The sequence below is a fragment of the Xenorhabdus sp. SGI 60 genome, from assembly GCF_056632175.1.
The window spans coordinates 1,253,444-1,270,918 of the sequence record NZ_CP196860.1; the positions used below are offsets into that span (position 1 = coordinate 1,253,444).

19 protein-coding genes are annotated in these 17,475 nt (G+C 41.2%); 14 read left to right on the top strand and 5 right to left on the bottom strand.

Features of this window, described 5'->3' with window-relative positions; all coding sequences use genetic code 11:
* Nucleotides 1-102: 102 nt before the first annotated feature.
* From ACSJJG_RS06145 to der, 12 genes are all read left to right on the top strand, one after another.
* Nucleotides 103-519: a hypothetical protein gene (locus tag ACSJJG_RS06145; RefSeq protein ID WP_481088791.1), complete on the top strand. Its 417-nt coding sequence runs from the start codon at nucleotides 103-105 to the stop codon at nucleotides 517-519.
* A 473-nt stretch (nucleotides 520-992) separates the two neighbouring features.
* Nucleotides 993-1,268, top strand: coding sequence for a hypothetical protein (locus ACSJJG_RS06150; protein ID WP_481088792.1), 276 nt, complete (start codon nucleotides 993-995; stop codon nucleotides 1,266-1,268).
* A 526-nt stretch (nucleotides 1,269-1,794) separates the two neighbouring features.
* Nucleotides 1,795-2,223, top strand: coding sequence for a nucleoside-diphosphate kinase (gene ndk, locus ACSJJG_RS06155; protein ID WP_047768450.1), 429 nt, complete (start codon nucleotides 1,795-1,797; stop codon nucleotides 2,221-2,223).
* 221 nt (nucleotides 2,224-2,444) lie between these two features.
* Nucleotides 2,445-3,623, top strand: a complete 1,179-nt coding sequence (gene rlmN / locus ACSJJG_RS06160; RefSeq protein ID WP_481088793.1) for a dual-specificity RNA methyltransferase RlmN — start codon at nucleotides 2,445-2,447, stop codon at nucleotides 3,621-3,623.
* Between the two features lie 128 nt (nucleotides 3,624-3,751).
* The gene (locus tag ACSJJG_RS06165; RefSeq protein ID WP_481088794.1) at nucleotides 3,752-4,081 is read left to right on the top strand and encodes a fimbrial assembly protein; all 330 of its coding nucleotides are present in this window, start codon (nucleotides 3,752-3,754) and stop codon (nucleotides 4,079-4,081) included.
* 144 nt (nucleotides 4,082-4,225) lie between these two features.
* Nucleotides 4,226-4,561 (top strand): helix-turn-helix domain-containing protein, encoded by a 336-nt coding sequence (locus ACSJJG_RS06170; RefSeq protein WP_481088795.1) that lies wholly within the window; start codon nucleotides 4,226-4,228, stop codon nucleotides 4,559-4,561.
* A complete protein-coding gene (locus ACSJJG_RS06175; protein ID WP_481088796.1) occupies nucleotides 4,561-5,202 on the top strand; it encodes a RodZ domain-containing protein in 642 nt (213 codons plus the stop codon). Before ACSJJG_RS06170 ends, ACSJJG_RS06175 begins: the two co-directional genes overlap by 1 nt.
* Before the next feature lie 91 nt (nucleotides 5,203-5,293).
* Complete coding sequence (gene ispG, locus ACSJJG_RS06180) at nucleotides 5,294-6,415, top strand: flavodoxin-dependent (E)-4-hydroxy-3-methylbut-2-enyl-diphosphate synthase (protein ID WP_481088797.1); 1,122 nt, start codon at nucleotides 5,294-5,296, stop codon at nucleotides 6,413-6,415.
* Nucleotides 6,416-6,548: 133 nt separating this feature from the next.
* On the top strand, nucleotides 6,549-7,796 hold the full coding sequence (gene hisS / locus ACSJJG_RS06185; RefSeq protein WP_481090388.1) for a histidine--tRNA ligase: 1,248 nt from the start codon (nucleotides 6,549-6,551) through the stop codon (nucleotides 7,794-7,796).
* Between the two features lie 14 nt (nucleotides 7,797-7,810).
* Nucleotides 7,811-8,431 carry a YfgM family protein gene (locus ACSJJG_RS06190; protein WP_481088798.1) on the top strand — a complete coding sequence of 207 codons (621 nt, stop codon included), beginning with the start codon at nucleotides 7,811-7,813 and terminating at the stop codon, nucleotides 8,429-8,431.
* 16 nt (nucleotides 8,432-8,447) lie between these two features.
* Nucleotides 8,448-9,620, top strand: a complete 1,173-nt coding sequence (gene bamB, locus ACSJJG_RS06195; RefSeq protein ID WP_481088799.1) for an outer membrane protein assembly factor BamB — start codon at nucleotides 8,448-8,450, stop codon at nucleotides 9,618-9,620.
* A gap of 161 nt (nucleotides 9,621-9,781) precedes the next feature.
* A complete protein-coding gene (gene der / locus ACSJJG_RS06200) occupies nucleotides 9,782-11,278 on the top strand; it encodes a ribosome biogenesis GTPase Der (RefSeq protein WP_481088800.1) in 1,497 nt (498 codons plus the stop codon).
* Nucleotides 11,279-11,525: 247 nt separating this feature from the next.
* Here the strand turns inward: der and ACSJJG_RS06205 are convergent, their stop codons facing one another.
* The 4 genes from ACSJJG_RS06205 to hemF all read right to left on the bottom strand — a co-directional run bounded on the left by ACSJJG_RS06205 (nucleotide 11,526) and on the right by hemF (nucleotide 15,484).
* On the bottom strand, nucleotides 11,526-11,747 hold the full coding sequence (locus ACSJJG_RS06205; RefSeq protein WP_481088801.1) for a protealysin propeptide domain-containing protein: 222 nt from the start codon (nucleotides 11,745-11,747) through the stop codon (nucleotides 11,526-11,528).
* Nucleotides 11,748-11,967: 220 nt separating this feature from the next.
* Nucleotides 11,968-13,026 carry a M4 family metallopeptidase gene (locus ACSJJG_RS06210; protein WP_481088802.1) on the bottom strand — a complete coding sequence of 353 codons (1,059 nt, stop codon included), beginning with the start codon at nucleotides 13,024-13,026 and terminating at the stop codon, nucleotides 11,968-11,970.
* A gap of 232 nt (nucleotides 13,027-13,258) precedes the next feature.
* Entirely contained in the window at nucleotides 13,259-14,329 is a 1,071-nt protein-coding gene (locus ACSJJG_RS06215; protein ID WP_481088803.1) for a M4 family metallopeptidase, read from the bottom strand.
* A gap of 246 nt (nucleotides 14,330-14,575) precedes the next feature.
* A complete protein-coding gene (hemF, locus tag ACSJJG_RS06220) occupies nucleotides 14,576-15,484 on the bottom strand; it encodes an oxygen-dependent coproporphyrinogen oxidase (RefSeq protein WP_481088804.1) in 909 nt (302 codons plus the stop codon).
* A 140-nt stretch (nucleotides 15,485-15,624) separates the two neighbouring features.
* Here hemF and ACSJJG_RS06225 point away from each other — a divergent pair, with 140 nt between their 5' ends.
* On the top strand, nucleotides 15,625-16,047 hold the full coding sequence (locus ACSJJG_RS06225) for a GNAT family acetyltransferase (RefSeq protein ID WP_047768426.1): 423 nt from the start codon (nucleotides 15,625-15,627) through the stop codon (nucleotides 16,045-16,047).
* A 94-nt stretch (nucleotides 16,048-16,141) separates the two neighbouring features.
* Here the strand turns inward: ACSJJG_RS06225 and ACSJJG_RS06230 are convergent, their stop codons facing one another.
* The gene (locus ACSJJG_RS06230) at nucleotides 16,142-16,384 is read right to left on the bottom strand and encodes a hypothetical protein (RefSeq protein WP_481088805.1); all 243 of its coding nucleotides are present in this window, start codon (nucleotides 16,382-16,384) and stop codon (nucleotides 16,142-16,144) included.
* A gap of 332 nt (nucleotides 16,385-16,716) precedes the next feature.
* On the opposite strand from ACSJJG_RS06230, the gene ACSJJG_RS06235 reads away from it, so the two are divergent.
* Nucleotides 16,717-17,292: an RpoE-regulated lipoprotein gene (locus ACSJJG_RS06235; RefSeq protein ID WP_481088806.1), complete on the top strand. Its 576-nt coding sequence runs from the start codon at nucleotides 16,717-16,719 to the stop codon at nucleotides 17,290-17,292.
* Nucleotides 17,293-17,475: the final 183 nt, after the last annotated feature.

A 17,475-nucleotide genomic window follows, 5' to 3' on the forward strand; every position in this document is an offset into this window, starting at 1 on the left:
GCTGGATGATGGATTAATTCACGCAGAATCTTTATTGCAGGATGTTCCCCGCCGTTTAATGATTATGGACCGGGTAATTTTGACAGTGGATTCGACGGGCCGGTGAGCGCCAGTGAGGCATTGGTTGAATCGCTTAATACCGCTGTACAGTTGCTTGAGGCCTATGGTTCGAAGCGATTCACGGCTAATTTACGCAATGTGGGAATGAATACATTTACCCGTTGGGCAGTGAACCCAATTTATCCCTTATCTGGGAGGGGGCGCTCTCGAATGGACGAATTGGTCTCGGTTTACAGTGCCTTTGCCCGTCAGGGAAAAGTCTCTCCACTGCGCTTTACACCGCAACAAAAAATACGGGACTGGCAACTGTTCTCTGCCGGGGCAGCTGATTGTCGAAAGAATTATCGCCGGTGCGAGGACATCCTCAGCCTGATGATATTCTGCCTGCCCGTGTTTACCGTTGGCATGGAAAACAGGCACAAGTTATGGCTATCGGGATGCATGGGGCAATTGGCCTGAATGCTCGTTATACCTTCGGGGTTTTGGGTAGGCCGACCCGACGGAACGCCTGTTACTGGTCAGTCAGGGTATGCCACAGCAATACCAATCATGAACCAAATTAATAATTTATTAATGAATAAATTACGTTATAGCTCAATGCGCATTCCTGTTAAATGCCGCCTACCAGTGTCACTCAGGCAACCTTAGCCAAGGTGGGTACTGTCTTGCCCCAAGGCAGTAATAACTACCAGCAACGGCGCTTAAGCTGGATTTCGGTAATTTCTGTTCCCCGACACTATCCGCTATAGAGCAGGAAGGTACTTTCAGGCATTAACGAGCCGATTTTCATTACGCAGATGATCCTAGCTTTGGTGTTCTCCTGATTTACCCGAATGCTCATCCTGAAACCATAAGCTTATGGCCAATCTCATTGGAAGCATGGCTACCAGCTAAAAAGCATCGGCAAATCGGCTGCCTCTTATTAATCCACAATGTCCGCCCATAAAAACGGATGTAGCACCATTATTGATGCTGGTCTTCAGGATGGAGAGGTGTTGAAGCGTATTCCAGGGAAAATGAGTCTGGATTTGCGGCTCACAACACAAGGAGGCAGCGGGAAGCAATGGTGGTTTTTGAATGGTGAACAGTGGGCCGTGACAGAAAATAATCAACCATGGAGCGAGACGTTATCACAATCAGGCAAATACCAACTTAGTGTTTTCAGTTTGGGTGGGCAAGTTAGCGTAATCAATTTTGTGGTGAAGTGACGGAAAAATCCAAGGGGATACGATTTTCTACCAGCAGGGCACAAATATACTATCACTATTATTGGTACGTCAGATAAAACTACCCAAGATCCTAAAGAATAATTCACAGGAAAATTTATAGTCTCTGATGAAAGTAAACAAGATATAAGTAAGAAAAGGGCTGACGAAGTTAAGCCTTTTATTCAATCTGTAACAGAGAAGGTTTTATAATTGACACTTAGTGAAAAACGCTAATTCAATGATCTTGGTCAGCATGCCTGTTTGGGAATTCATCGCCTGAACGGGCATTATTTTATAAAATAATTATTTTCATCGGGTATAACGAAGCGAAAATGTGATTTATGCTAAAAAATGATATTTTCGCTAATAAAGTTTTAATAAAATGTTATGTTTTTTGTAGGCAAGCCGAAACTCTCCTCCTATAATCAACGCCTATTTTATCCCTGTCAGATTCAGGGTAGAGTTGCCCCTCTGGGGCATAAAAATTAAAATGAATCATCGCTGAAAGTGCCAAAGAGGTTACTCAATGACAATTGAACGTACTTTTTCCATTATTAAACCCAATGCCGTGAAGAAAGATGTTATCGGTTCTATCTATGCCCGTTTTGAAAGTGCAGGATTTAAAATCATCGCGGCCAAAATGCTACATTTAACTCGCGAACAAGCGGAAGGCTTTTATGCTGAACACAAAGGCCGTCCTTTCTTTGATGGTCTGGTGGAATTCATGACCTCTGGCCCAATAATGGTACAAGTTCTGGAAGGTGAAAATGCCGTTCAACGTCACCGTGATCTGATGGGGGCGACTAATCCTGATAATGCCTTGGCAGGTACTCTGCGTGCAGATTATGCAGACAGTTTTACTGAAAATGCCGTTCACGGTTCAGACTCGATTGAATCTGCAAACCGCGAAATCGCTTATTTTTTCAGTGATGATGAAATTTTCCCTCGCTGCTAACGTTTTTCGCTGCATGTAGCATATAAACAGTAAAGTTTGTACAATGATGCGCCCCACTGATTTGGTTCAGCGGGGCGTTTATTATTTTATTTCAATGTCCATTCAATATGGTTCTGATTAAAAGAGAGAATGATCATTGAATTGGCAGTCACCGCATGAAAACTTAATGCTGAAATCAGATCAGCATAGAGCCGAAAGTGTAACAACGAGGCGATGTAACAATGTCCCAACTTAACGAAACCGTACTACTTGCAACTTCCGCCGTATCTGTCACGCCTGAAAAGAAAAACGGTAAAGTCAATTTGCTTGACCTTAACCGTAAACAAATGCGTCAATTTTTTGTCGATATGGGAGAGAAGCCTTTTCGTGCCGATCAGGTCATGAAATGGATTTACCATTATTGCTATGACGATTTTGAGCAGATGACGGATATTAACAAAGTGCTCAGGGCAAAATTACAACACGTTGCCGAAATCAGAGCACCCGAAGTTGCAGAAGAGCAACGCTCTGCTGATGGCACTATCAAATGGGCGATTACTGTCGGTGATCAACAGGTTGAAACGGTTTATATCCCAGAAGATGATCGTGCGACACTGTGTGTTTCATCTCAGGTGGGATGTGCTTTAGAGTGTAAATTTTGTTCTACGGCTCAACAGGGCTTTAACCGTAACCTGCGAGTTTCCGAGATTATTGGTCAGGTCTGGCGCGCCGCCAAGATTATAGGATCATTGAAATCCAGTGGTCGTCGTCCCATTACCAACGTCGTGATGATGGGAATGGGAGAACCATTGCTTAATTTGAATAATGTCGTGCCAGCAATGGAAATTATGATGGATGACTTCGGCTTTGGTTTGTCGAAACGTCGTGTGACATTGTCAACGTCTGGTGTTGTCCCTGCACTGGATAAACTGGGGGATATGATCGATGTTGCACTGGCCATTTCTTTGCATGCACCTACTGATGACATTCGTGACGAAATTGTGCCAATTAACCGTAAGTACAATATTGACGAGTTTCTGGCGGGAGTACGTCGTTACCTGACAAAATCCAATGCTAATCAGGGGCGGGTTACGGTGGAGTATGTGATGCTTGATCATGTCAATGACAGCGTTGAGCAGGCCCATCAGTTGGCCGAATGCCTGAAAGATACCCCCAGCAAGATCAACCTGATCCCGTGGAACCCGTTCCCGGGCGCACCTTATGGGCGCAGCTCAAACAGCCGCATCGATCGTTTTGCCAAGGTCCTGATGGGATACGGTTTTACAACCATCGTGCGTAAAACGAGGGGAGATGATATTGATGCAGCATGTGGGCAGCTTGCCGGTGATGTCATTGACAGAACCAAGCGAACCATGAAAAAACGTCTTGCAGGTGAACCTATTCAGGTAAAAACAGTCTAATTTTTTGTTTAATATCGATTAATGGCTAAAAATTTGGCAAATTTTAACATATCCTTATAAATGAAGATGGTATGATACGGAAATCAATAATTTGGTCTATAGTTTGTTTTGGCCTGTTAACGGGGTGTGTGGAACAATCAACGCATCGCGCTCATCAGGTTGTTGCCATAGATACACGGTTGCAGCTAGGGAAAGCTTATTTGGCGGAACGAAATTTATCGGCCGCTAAATATCATTTTCAAAAAGTCCTGCTGGCGGAACCTCATCATTCAGAGGCACATTTAGGCATGGCACTGCATGAACAATATGCAGGTCGCCCAGAAACCGCCAGTCAGCATTATAGAATGGCTATGCAGTATGCGGCTGAAAGTGATACCGTAGTACATCACTACCATATTTTTCTTTGTGAACAAAAGCAGTATGAAAAAGCTGAACAGTTGATCATTCATGAAAAGTAACACAGGCCGTTATAGCTGTGATAAATGATTTTCTGTGTCTAACGCAGTATTTAGATGATTTCGCTACACAAATTAAATGATATGTTCTATTCATTTAATTTGTGTAAATTCTTTAACCCTGAACAGTACCAGTATCCCTTGCTAATGAAGACTGAAACTTATCCAGAAGAAGCTAATCTGACAACCGGTCAGATTTTGCGTCAGGCTCGTGAAAAACATGAGCTTTCTCAGCAAACTGTGGCAGATCGCTTGTGTCTTAAACTGTCCACTGTTCGTGATATTGAAGAAGATAATATCCCGTCAAATATTTCGCCGACATTCCTTCGTGGATATATTCGTGCCTATGCAAAATTGGTTCAGGTGCCTGAATCTGAAATCTTGAGTACCTTGGATAAACAGATCCCCTCCAAGGCCATAAAACCGGCGCCTATGCAAAGTTTTTCAGCGGGGAAAAACGCAAGAAACGCGACGGTTGGTTAATGAAAATAACATGGGCTGTTATTGTTGTGTTGTTGGGAATGACATTCCTGTGGTGGTGGCAGAACTATAAAGTACAACAAACAGAACTGTCTTCAATGACCACACAATCAAATGCCCAGACAAATGCCCAGAATAGTCAGGTAACAGGTTCTGAAACTGATGCTCAATCTGGTGTTTCCCAGGAAAAAACATCGTCGGCAGAGGCAAATGACACAGAAGTAAACAGCAATGCTCCCGTATCTTCCAGCGCGCCAGTATCCACAGCAACAAATCAGCCTGCAACCAATGCAACGCCAGAAAATACGACTGCTGCTGCCAATGCAGAGATGAATAGTGCAGAGATGAATAGTGCTGTTGTGAGTCCCTCATCGACTGATGTAAATAGTATCAGCACGGCGAACCACGGTGAGTTAGCGATAGATTTCAGCGGTGAATGTTGGCTGGCAGTCGAAGATGCTAAAGGTAAGGTGTTGTTTAGTGGGATAAAAAAGAAAGGGGACAGCCTAAAACTTTCTGGTAATTTACCTTATTCGGTGAATATTGGCGCACCAGCCAAGGTTAAAGTCCAGTTCCAGGGAAAACCCGTGGATCTAAGTTCCTTCGTGAAGAAAGGCATCACTGCTAAACTGACGCTGAAATAAATGCCTTAACTGTTTTGGCCAAATTATTCACCACAGCATAGTTGTAATTCTTATAAACAAAAATACAGGGATGTAGGGGAGTAATGTAAAAATGCATATTGAATCACCGATAAAAAGACGTCAGTCTACACGTATTTATGTCGGTAATGTGCCTATCGGGAATGGCGCACCGATTGCAGTGCAATCAATGACTAACACACGAACAACTGATGTTGAAGCGACAGTCAAGCAAATTAAAGTGTTAGAGCGTGTAGGTGTTGATATCGTTCGAGTGTCTGTTCCAACAATGGATGCAGCCGAAGCGTTTAAGTCCATTAAACAGCAAGTCAATGTCCCTCTTGTTGCCGATATTCATTTCGATTACCGCATTGCTTTGAAAGTTGCGGAATATGGTGTTGACTGTCTGCGCATCAATCCTGGCAATATTGGTAATGAAGATCGTATTCGTCAGGTTGTGGATTGCGCCCGCCACAATAATATTCCAATTCGCATTGGGGTTAATGGTGGATCGCTGGAAAAAGATCTACAGGAAAAATATGGTGAACCCACACCAGAAGCGTTGGTTGAATCGGCAATGCGTCATGTGGATATTCTTGATCGCCTGAACTTCGACCAATTTAAGGTGAGCGTTAAGGCCTCTGACGTTTTTCTGGCGGTTGGGGCATACCGGTTACTGGCACAAAAAATTGATCAACCGCTGCATTTGGGGATTACGGAAGCAGGCGGAGCCCGTGCTGGTGCGGTGAAATCTTCAATTGGCCTTGGCATTTTGTTGTCAGAAGGCATTGGCGATACGCTGCGTATTTCGTTGGCCGCAGATCCCGTGGAAGAAGTTAAAGTCGGTTTTGATATTCTGAAAGCATTGCGTATTCGTTCACGGGGTATTAATTTCATTGCCTGTCCAACGTGTTCGCGCCAAGAATTTGACGTTATCGGTACAGTTAATGCGCTTGAGCAGCGTCTTGAAGACTTAATCACCCCGATGGATGTTTCTATCATTGGCTGTGTCGTGAATGGTCCGGGAGAAGCAGAAGTTTCAACGCTTGGCGTAACGGGGGCGAAAACAAAAAGTGGCTTTTATGAAGATGGCATTCGTCAAAAAGAGCGTTTTGACAATAACAACTTGATTGATCAACTTGAAGCGAAGATTCGGGCGAAGGCAGCTATCCTCGATGCTAAGAACCGAATCGGCATCAATCAGCTTGATGAGTAATTTATTGGGGATATAAGCATATAGATTTGCTTGCAGATTGAACCTTGCAAGTATTCGCTTTTATAATCGGTGGCATTGTATAAATATTAATAAGAGATAAAACGTGACAAAAAATATCCCAGCTATTCGTGGCATGAACGACTGCCTTCCTGCTGAAACGGCCATCTGGCAACGAGTTGAATCTACGGTGAAGCGTGTGCTGTCAGGTTACGGTTTTAGCGAAATTCGGACACCGATTGTAGAGCAGACCCCGTTATTCAAACGTGCAATTGGGGAAGTTACTGATGTTGTCGAAAAAGAGATGTATACCTTTGACGATCGCAATGGTGAAAGCTTGACCCTGCGCCCAGAAAATACCGCAGGATGTGTCCGTGCCGGTATTCAGCATGGTCTGCTGTACAATCAGGAACAGCGCTTATGGTATATCGGGCCTATGTTCCGTTATGAGCGCCCACAAAAAGGCCGTTATCGTCAATTCCATCAGTTAGGGGCTGAAGTGTTTGGCTTACAGGGGCCAGATATTGATGCCGAGCTTATTTTAATGACAGCACGTTGGTGGCGCGAACTCGGCATTGCTGATCACGTTACACTTGAGTTGAACTCAATTGGTTCATTAGAAGCCCGTGCCAATTATCGTGAGGCGCTAGTGGCATTCCTTGAACAACATAAAGAGAAATTGGACGAAGATTGTCAACGCCGCATGTATACCAACCCACTGCGTGTATTGGACTCTAAAAACCCTGAAATTCAACAAATTCTGAATGATGCACCGGAGCTGTTTGATTATCTTGATAGCGAGTCAAAAGAGCACTTTGATGGACTGTGTCAGCTACTTGATAGTGCAGGGATCAAATACCGCATCAACCAGCGTCTGGTTCGCGGCCTTGATTACTATAACCGTACTGTTTTTGAATGGGTGACATCGGCGTTGGGGGCACAGGGAACCGTCTGTGCTGGTGGTCGTTACGATGGCTTGGTGGAACAATTGGGCGGTAAGGCAACACCAGCGGTTGGTTTTGCCATGGGCATGGAACGTATGGTCCTGTTGGTGCAGGAAGTCAATCCTGATTTTGTTGCTGATCTGACTGTTGCCGATGTCTATTTCTCTTCCTTTGGTGAAGGTAGCCAGCAAACGGCATTGATATTGGCCGAAAAAATCCGTGATCAACTGCCAGAATTACGTCTGATGACCAATCATGGCGGTGGTAACTTTAAGAAACAGTTGACACGTGCGAGTAAACACGGTGCCAAAATTGCCTTGATCCTGGGAGAAGATGAAATTCAGGCAGGTAATATTACAGTGAAAGATTTACGCAACGGTGAACAAGAAACGTTGCCACAACAAGCGGTCGCAGCGCGTTTGAGCGAACTGTTAAGCTAAGGAGAGAGACTCTAGTGCAAGTCTATACCACAGAAACTGAACAAGTTGACGCGATCAAGCGTTTTTTCTCTACCAACGGTAAATACCTTGCTGTTGGCTTGGTGCTAGGCATTGGTGTTTTGTTGGGTTGGCGTTACTGGCAGACTCATCAAACCAACCAATTGTATAATACGGCAGCAGTATTTGAAGAGTTGAACAAATCACTGGCGTCGGGGTCGAAAGAAAATGTTGTTGCCGTAGAAAAGTTCGCTAATGAGACAGACAATGTCTACGGTGTTATGGCTGACCTGGAACTGGCAAAACAGGCTATTGCTCAGAATGATCTGGTTCAGGCAGAGAAAAATTTGCTAGCGGCATCCGGTAAAGCCAAAGATGGGAATATGCAGGCATTGTCTAACCTTCGTCTGGCTCGGGTTCAATTGGCGGAAGATAAAACAGATGCTGCATTGAAAACGCTGGATTTGGTCAAAGGCAAAGGCTGGCAGGTTATGGTTGAGGATATTCGTGGGGATATTCTGGCTAAAAAAGGGGATATTGCTGGCGCGCGTGCAGCCTATTCCATAGGGCTTGGACTTGATGGCCCGCAGGTAATTAAGGATTTTATGAAAATCAAACTTAATAATTTATCCAACTAAGGGAGCCAACTTCATAATGCAGCTGCGAAAAACACTCTTGGTTGGGCTGGTTGCTTCTGTTCTGCTAGCAGGTTGTTCAAGTGAACAGGATACGGTAACAATGTCACCGTTACCGAAGGTTGAAAATCAATTCAAACTTCGTATCGTTTGGGATAAGTCCGTTGGGAGTGGTACGGGAGAGTATTACTCTCATTTATCACCAACCTGGCAGGGTTCAACAGCTTACGTTGCTGACCGTCATGGTGTTGTCAAAGCATTTGATATAGACAGCGGCAAAGAGATATGGGCAACGGATCTGTCAGAAAAAGTAGGTTTATTGTCATCCCGTTTGCCAGCGCTGCTTTCTGGTGGTTTGACTGTATCCGGTGATCGTCTGTATGTCGGAACAGAAAAAGCAAAAGTCATCGCGCTGGATGCAACGAGCGGTAAGGTTGAATGGGAATCGACGGTTGCTGGCGAAGCGTTGTCCCGTCCTGTAGTGAGTGATGGTTTTGTCTTGATTCATACCGGCAATGGTATGTTGCAGGCATTAAACGAAACCGATGGTAGTATTGCCTGGTCAGTTAACATGGATACACCTTCGTTATCCGTTCGTGGTGAATCCGCTCCTGCCGTAGCCTATGGTGCAGCTATTGTAGGTGGTGACAATGGTCGTATTAGTGCGGTGTTGTTGTCTGAGGGACAACTAATTTGGCAACAGCGTATTTCTCAGGTAACAGGTTCTACCGAAATAGATCGCCTGAATGATGTTGATATGACCCCGGTCATTTCTGACAATGTTATTTACGCGATTGCTTATAACGGCAATTTGGTGGCAATGGATATGCGTTCAGGCCAGATCATCTGGAAACGTGATCTGGGATCAGTGCATGATATGGTGGTCACTGACAGCAACATTTTCATTGTTGATCAAGATGATCATATCTTGTCCTTGCGCAAGAGTGATGGCGTGACATTATGGTCGCAAAATGATCTCTTGCACCGTAACCTAACAGCACCGGAAATGTACAATGGCTATCTGGTTGTTGGTGATGCTGAAGGTTACTTGCATTGGTTGAATATGGCTGATGGCAAATTTGTAGCGCAGAACAAGGTCGATAGTTCTGGCCTGTTGAGTCGTCCGGTTGTTGCCAGCGATAAATTGATGCTACAAGCGAAGGACGGGACAGTTTATCTGTATACCCGCTAACTTCGAGCGTGTTTTAAATAACACGAAATTATACGGCTCCTGGACAATAACAGGGGCCGTTTCGTCTTTTTAGACTCTTTGTATCTTGCTGTGGTGAGCAATATTGAGAAATCACTTTCAGCAGGATATCGATTTAAATCTAGTCATGAGGCATCAAGAAAATGATACCTGTCGTTGCGCTGGTTGGGCGCCCCAATGTTGGAAAATCCACCTTATTTAACCGATTAACCCGAACCAGAGATGCGCTGGTAGCGGATTTCCCTGGCTTAACCCGTGATCGTAAGTATGGACGGGCAGAGGTTGAAGGGCAGGAATTCATCATCATTGATACGGGTGGTATTGATGGTACGGAAGAGGGCGTAGAAACGCATATGGCTACGCAATCTCTGATGGCCATAGAAGAGGCGGACATTGTTCTATTTATGGTTGACGCCAGATCGGGATTGATGCCGGCTGACCATGCGATTGCCAAGCATCTGCGTAGCCGTGAAAAAGCAACTTTTTTGGTGGCAAATAAAACCGATGGTATCGATATTGATATCTCGATAGCTGAGTTTTATTCACTAGGGTTAGGAGATGTTTATTCCATCGCTGCTTCTCACGGCCGAGGTGTAACACAACTGATTGAACGTGTGTTGTTGCCATTTTCTGATAAAGAAGAAACAGAAGAAGAAGTTGAATTAACGGAAGAAGAAGCTAACGCAGCTTATTGGGCGGAAATGGAGCAAGCCGAATTGGATGCTTCTGCTGAACAGGAAAAAGAGGAGGAGGCATTTGATCCCACAACCTTGCCTCTGAAACTTGCGATTGTTGGCCGCCCCAATGTGGGTAAATCCACATTAACCAACCGTATCCTCGGTGAAGAGCGTGTTGTCGTTTATGATATGCCAGGTACAACCCGTGACAGCATTTATATTCCCATGGAGCGTGATGGCCGTGAATATATTTTGATTGATACAGCGGGCGTTCGTAAACGAGGGAAAGTCACTGAAACGGTTGAAAAATTCTCTGTGATCAAAACGCTCCAGGCGATTGAAGATGCCAATGTTGTGTTACTGGTAGTGGATGCCCGTGAAGGCATTTCTGATCAAGATCTCTCTCTGCTTGGTTTTATTCTTAACAGTGGTCGTTCTCTGGTTATCGCCATCAACAAATGGGATGGCATGAGTCAGGAAGACAAAGATCACGTCAAAGATATACTTGAGTTGCGTTTGGGTTTTGTTGATTTTGCCCGTATTCACTTTATTTCCGCGCTACATGGTAGTGGTGTTGGGAATTTATTTGAATCAATTCTGGAAGCTTATGAAAGTGCAACTCGCCGCGTGAGTACTTCCTTATTGACCCGTATAATGCGCATGGCAGAAGATGATCACCAGCCGCCAATGATCCGTGGTCGTAGGGTGAAAATGAAATATGCCCATGCTGGTGGCTATAACCCACCTATCGTAGTTATCCACGGTAATCAAGTAACAGATTTACCTGATTCCTATAAGCGTTATTTGATGAATTATTTCCGTCGTTCTTTGAAGGTGATGGGAACACCTATCCGCATCCAATTTAAAGAAGGGGCTAACCCTTATGCGGATAAGAAAAATACATTAACAGCAACTCAGCTCCGTAAACGTAAGCGTTTAATGGAACATTTGAAAAAACGGTAATTATTTAAAAATATTGATATAAATAGAGGGCTATTCTTAGCCCTTTATTATTCCTTCATTTAAAGAATAGTTTAACCATCATAAAACAGAGCAGATAGAAAGAATTTTAAAAATTAATCTAATTAGCTTTAAAATATTTCAAGCTTATCAATGGATCTATTGTATATTTAGTTTTATTAATTTATTTGTCTCTTTTTTTTATATTAAAAATGATGAAAATCAGAGAGTAACGCTACTTTCCTGATAATTAATAGCTATCTTCTGGTTCAGGATTTTTTCTATTTTTATACAATAAAGGATCATCCTCAGAGTTTAAGACATCTTCTTTGATTGATTGCTTCATGAGTTTATTGACATGATCTAATGTGTTCAAAACATACTCTTTGTCATTAGCATCACAGGTTTTTGCAATATACTCCAATAAATAAGGGGGGATTATATTTTGTTTTTTTGCTTTATTATTACTCATGATAATGCCCTATTTTGTATGTATGCTATGGTGTTGGTGTATATTTGGTCGAATCTGAATAGTAGCCAAACTAACCATGTTAGTCACTACTAAAAATGTAAATTTTTTTATGATATGGCATGGAAGGATAAGATGATTAGTTTAATTAAATTAATGATAAATATATAAATGTAATCAAGACCTTCCCTGGTCTTGAATGATTAGAGAGGTATTATCATTTTTAGAGTAAAGTTCCGACTTGTTTCCATGAATGAGTCACAATATCTGAAATTTTCTTGCCAAATAATGTGTCAGCATTATCAACGGTTAGCTGTGCAAAATCATTAAAACTGGCTTTGTGGGATAATCGTTTGTCCAATAATGTGTGATACCAAATTTTTCCAGCTTGCTCCCAAGAATACCCTCCCAACTCTGTTGCTAATAAATAGAATGCCTTATTAGGAATACCAGAATACTTGTGGACACCGCCGTTATCATCTCTGACGGATAAGTCCTGATATTGATCCATATGACCGACTTGATTATCTTTCGGATTTGCTGTTCCGGGATTTTTGAATGAGCGCAAGGCAACATTAGGATCATTGTCCTGATTAAGGGCTGGACCAAATATTCCCTGACCTATCAACCAATCAGATTCGTTAGCCTTTTGGTTATTTGCATACTGTTTTACCATAATCCCGAATACATCTGAGATAGATTCATTTAATGCACCCGATTGATAAGCATAATCAAGGTTTGCTTCACTTTCAGTGACTCCGTGAGTGATTTCATGCGCTGTAATGTCAATGCAGGAGGTGAAACAGTTAAAATAAGGTGCATAACCATCACCGAAGACCATTTGATTATTATCCCAAAATGCATTCATATAGTTTTTTTGATAATGCACAGTAGCAACTAATTTAAGACCCTTGTTATCTATAGAATTACGGCCAAAAATTTCCTTGTAAAACTCATATGTTTTACCAAGGTAATTATAAGCTTCAGTGGCTGCAATATCATCAATCACAGCCATACCTTCGCATAAAATTAATTTATGTCCTGGGTATTGATCATTATACTCAGCATTGTAAATAGTTCTATTTAATTTATTGTCAAAACCTGGCCGATATCCATGAATTAATATATCCATTTCAGCAGAACTATTCATTAGATTGTAAACATGATCTAATGTTTTTAATATATGTGCTTTATCGATTTGGCCGCAAATTTTAACAACGTATTCCAATAAATATGGTGGGATGATACCAGATTTATTTAATTTATCTTGATGATTGCGCATAATGATACCCCCGATTTTTAGGTGTTATGCATATTTTATCTCTAGGGACTTTAATTAATTATTAATCTAAATGATGGTATTTGCTACTAATGGAAGGTGTTTTTGTTGGGATCTAACATATTAATCTATAAACATAATAAAGGGTTAATAGCAACCCTTTATTATTTATTTTAGGATTATCTTAACGCTACTGCTTAAAATATGAATTGGTATTTTATTAATGGTAATTTCATTATTCTTCGGAAAGTAGAACACCAACTTCTTTCCAACCATGACTAACAATATCTGACGTTTTCTTGCTGAATAATTTTTCAGCATTATCAATCGTCAGTTTGGCAAAATCTTCAAAATCTGCATCTGAAGATAGACGTTTATCCAGGAGCGTTTCATACCAAATTTTTCCTGCTTTTTCCCAGGCATAGCCTCCCAATTCCATCGCCACTAAATAAAATGCCCTGTTAGGAATGCCAGAGTGTATGTGAACGCCGCCATTATCAATTATGAAGGGAAGGTCTTCATATAGATCCATATGACCAACTTGCTTATCGCCGGAAAATGCGCTTCCGGGGTTAATAAAGGTGCGTAAGCCAACCTCGGATTTATTTTCTGGATTAAATTTTGGCCCCAGTAGACCTTGGCCTAATAGCCAATTGGATTCATCGACTTTTTGGTTATTAACATATTGTTTTACCATAATGCCAAATACGTCTGAGATGGATTCATTAAGTGCACCAGACTGATAGATATAATCCAGTCCAGCTTCGCTTTCGATAACACCATGGGTTAACTCATGAGCGATAATATCAATAGCAGAGGTAAAACTATTGAAGTATTTCCCATCACCATCACCAAATACCATTTGTTTTCTGGTCCAGAATGCATTCAGATAATTTTTTCCATAATGTACTGTAGCAACTAACTTGATTCCTTTGTTATCAAGAGAATTGCGGCTAAAAACTTTTTTATAGAATTCATGAGTCTTACCAATATACTCATAAGCCTCATTAACTGAATCGTCTGAACTCTTTGGCATACCTTCACTGCGAGATAAATCTTCCCCTGGGAATTCTTCTTTATTTTTAGCATCATAGATAGTACGATGCAGTTTATCATTCACCTCTTTTTTAGTTTCTTGTTTATCCTGTTGAGAAATAGTTTCTTCAGCAGGCGTACTCATCAATTGATAAACATGACCTAATGTCTTTAATACATATTGATTAGTATATGCATCACAATCATCAGAGATATGTTCCAGAACAAATGGAGGAATTAAGCTGTATATGTTGGTTTGATTATTGCTCATAATAATACCCTGTTTTGTTGTTAGATGTTGTATTCGTTTTTCGGGCCCAGATTGAATACTAGCTGTAATTAATAGGCGAGTCATTAGTGTAAGTATTGACTTTTTATGGCAGGGTATTGCTAATGAAAAATAATAAATGTTTTTATCAGTATTATGATAAATAACCCATCTGTTTTAGGTTTGTTTTTTATAAACAAGGAGTAAAACAGGAATAAAGAAATTGTCTTGTATTCCTGTTTTGAATTGTCATACCCAATCTTTTTTTATCAGAAATGAAGTATATAATTCAGATTCAGGAGAGTTTTTTTCTGGAGAGTAGCCATATTCCCAACGCACTAATGGAGGCATAGACATTAATATAGATTCAGTTCTTCCACCGCTTTGCAGGCCAAAAAGCGTTCCCCTGTCCCAAACAAGATTGAATTCAACATAGCGGCTTCGACGATATAATTGGAATTGCCTTTCATGCTCACCCCAGGTTAAATCTTTTCTTCTTTCTACAATAGGTAAATAGGCCGATAGAAATCCATTTCCGACAGCTTGCGTGAAATTAAAGCAGGTATCAAAATCAGGCGTATTCAGGTCGTCATAAAACAAACCACCAATGCCACGCGGTTCATTGCGGTGCTTAATAAAAAAGTAATCATCACACCATTTTTTATATCTGGGATAAACATCATCGCCAAACGGTTGACATAAATTTTTGGCAACGGTGTGCCAATGAATAGCATCTTCTTCGAAACCATAATAAGGCGTGAGATCAAAGCCACCGCCAAACCACCATACAGCAGGCTCACCTTCTTTTTCAGCAATAAAGAAACGCACATTTGCATGGCTGGTTGGGATATAGGGATTAAGTGGATGAATAACAAGAGAAATTCCCATCGCTTGGTAACTGCGACCTGCTAACTCAGGACGATGAGCCGTAGCAGAAGCGGGCATTGAAGCTCCAGAAATATGTGAAAAATTCACACCGGCTTTTTCAAAAACCTTACCTTCCGTCAACACACGGCTTCTTCCACCACCACCATCTTCTCGTTGCCAGCAATCTTCCATGAAGGTTGATTGACCATCAAGTTGTTCTAGCTGCTTGCAGAGGTGATCCTGTAATGAGAGGAAAAAATCCTTAACTTGATATAAATTAGGTATATTCATTTCTGCTTTCATTTTGGCTGGTTTATAAAGATATGCAGTATACCTGTTAGTATCAGTAAACGCATTTTCAGATTGATTCCAAAATAAAAGCAGTGATAATTAACATTGATTCAACTGCTTATTAAATAGGCTTACTAACTATGGAAATTCGGGTATTTCGGCAAGACGATTTTGAAGCCGTTATCACACTTTGGGAACGTTGTGATTTGATTAACTCTGGTGATGATCCAGAAATAGATATTGAGCGCAAACTCACCCATGACGCTGATTTATTTCTGGTTGCTGAAGTTGCGGGAGAAGTGGTTGGTACAGTTATGGGTGGTTATGATGGACATCGTGGTCATGCCTATTATCTGGGGGTGCATCCTGAATTCAGGGGCAGAGGAATAGCCAATGCATTAATCTCCCGTTTGGAAAAGAAATTATTGGCCAGAGGTTGCCCTGGTATTTTGATTGTGGTTCCAGAAGAAAATGATGCAACAATATGCATGTGTGAAAAAATGGAATATGATTATTTGGGCCAAGAAAATGTCATGTTTAGCAAGCGATTGATTATTGATTAAATGAATCGTTAGATAAATATACAAGCTAATGAAATGGCTGAATAGAATCATACTATTTATATACTCTCTATTTAGCCATTATCTTTTTCAACCACTACTTTTTTGATGAAGCATGAACAGAGTGTACCCATTTTCTCATATATTTGTTTTTTATAACAAGAAGATCTTTTGACATTGCCGGCTTTTCATTGTCAATGTAAAGCAGCACTTTAATATTTCCATTCTTATCCTTAGATAGAAAATAATGCTCAGGTATAGAGTATAGGGACTTTCCTTTTAATACAGTCCAGTCAGAAGGTTGTTGATAACTAACATGATATTGATAAGGAATATTCATCTTTTCTTTCCTGAGTTATATCATCTGGCCAATGAGCCATAACAAGGACATATGAAAATAAGCGTTGGCAGGCAGATAAGGATAAAAATTTATAATACTACTTTGATCATACAGTTTATTTTATAAATAGATGTGTAATATTTGATAAATAACATCTTTTAAACATGATTTTGATGTTTCTGTTGATGAATGGTTTGTATATTTACAATTGAATGTTTTTTTTAGAATGTGGTCTGATAGATATCAAATGACAATTCCATAGAGCCAAAGGTAAGAAAACAGTGATGGATAAATTTTTTACATTTAATTTCTGTTCTAAACAGAAGAGGGTTATGGTTGCCAGTAGTTTAGTCGGATGCTCATTTTTGTTGACGGCATGTGCCGGAACTTTAAAAATGTCATGGCCTGCCTTATCACCTTTTAATTGGTCTGGCAGTTCCTTAAGCGTTTCCGAGCAGGGTCTAGGAAAAATCAATAAACAGATGGATATGTCTCAATCTGCGATCGAAAAAGGGTTGGAGGGAAAATATCGTCTGCGTAGTGGTATGGAGATGCAAGATGGCAAGTTAGTGAGTGTTATTCAGGGCATGGAAGAAGGTCAGGTAAAACTGGAATTTCACGGTCTGGTCAATGGTAAAGTTAATCGTATTGACGTGTTGGATGATGAAGTTAAAACAGTTTGGGGAACGAAAATAGGTACACCTTTCTCCAATCTCTATAACCGGGCATTTGGAAAATGTCAGCGCTCCCATGATCTCACTGTGCCGCCTACAGTCATTTGTGCTGCTCCACAAAGTCAGCATGTCAGTTATGTTTTTACCGGAACTTGGGAAGGTCCTGAAGGATTAATGCCTTCTGATGATGTTTTGAAGGGCTGGAAAGTGTCGCGTATTATTTGGAAATCCTGATAAACGCCTACAAATAACTTTATATCAAGTAAAAAATCCTTTAATCCACTTGCATAGTGAGGGCAGAGTGCCAGAGTTCAAACCGTTTCAGTTCCTTGAAAAGCGGCTGGCACTTGTAATCTGATATTTTCTACATCTTATCGCTTTTCATCATTTCTCATGAAAATTCGGTATATAAAACAG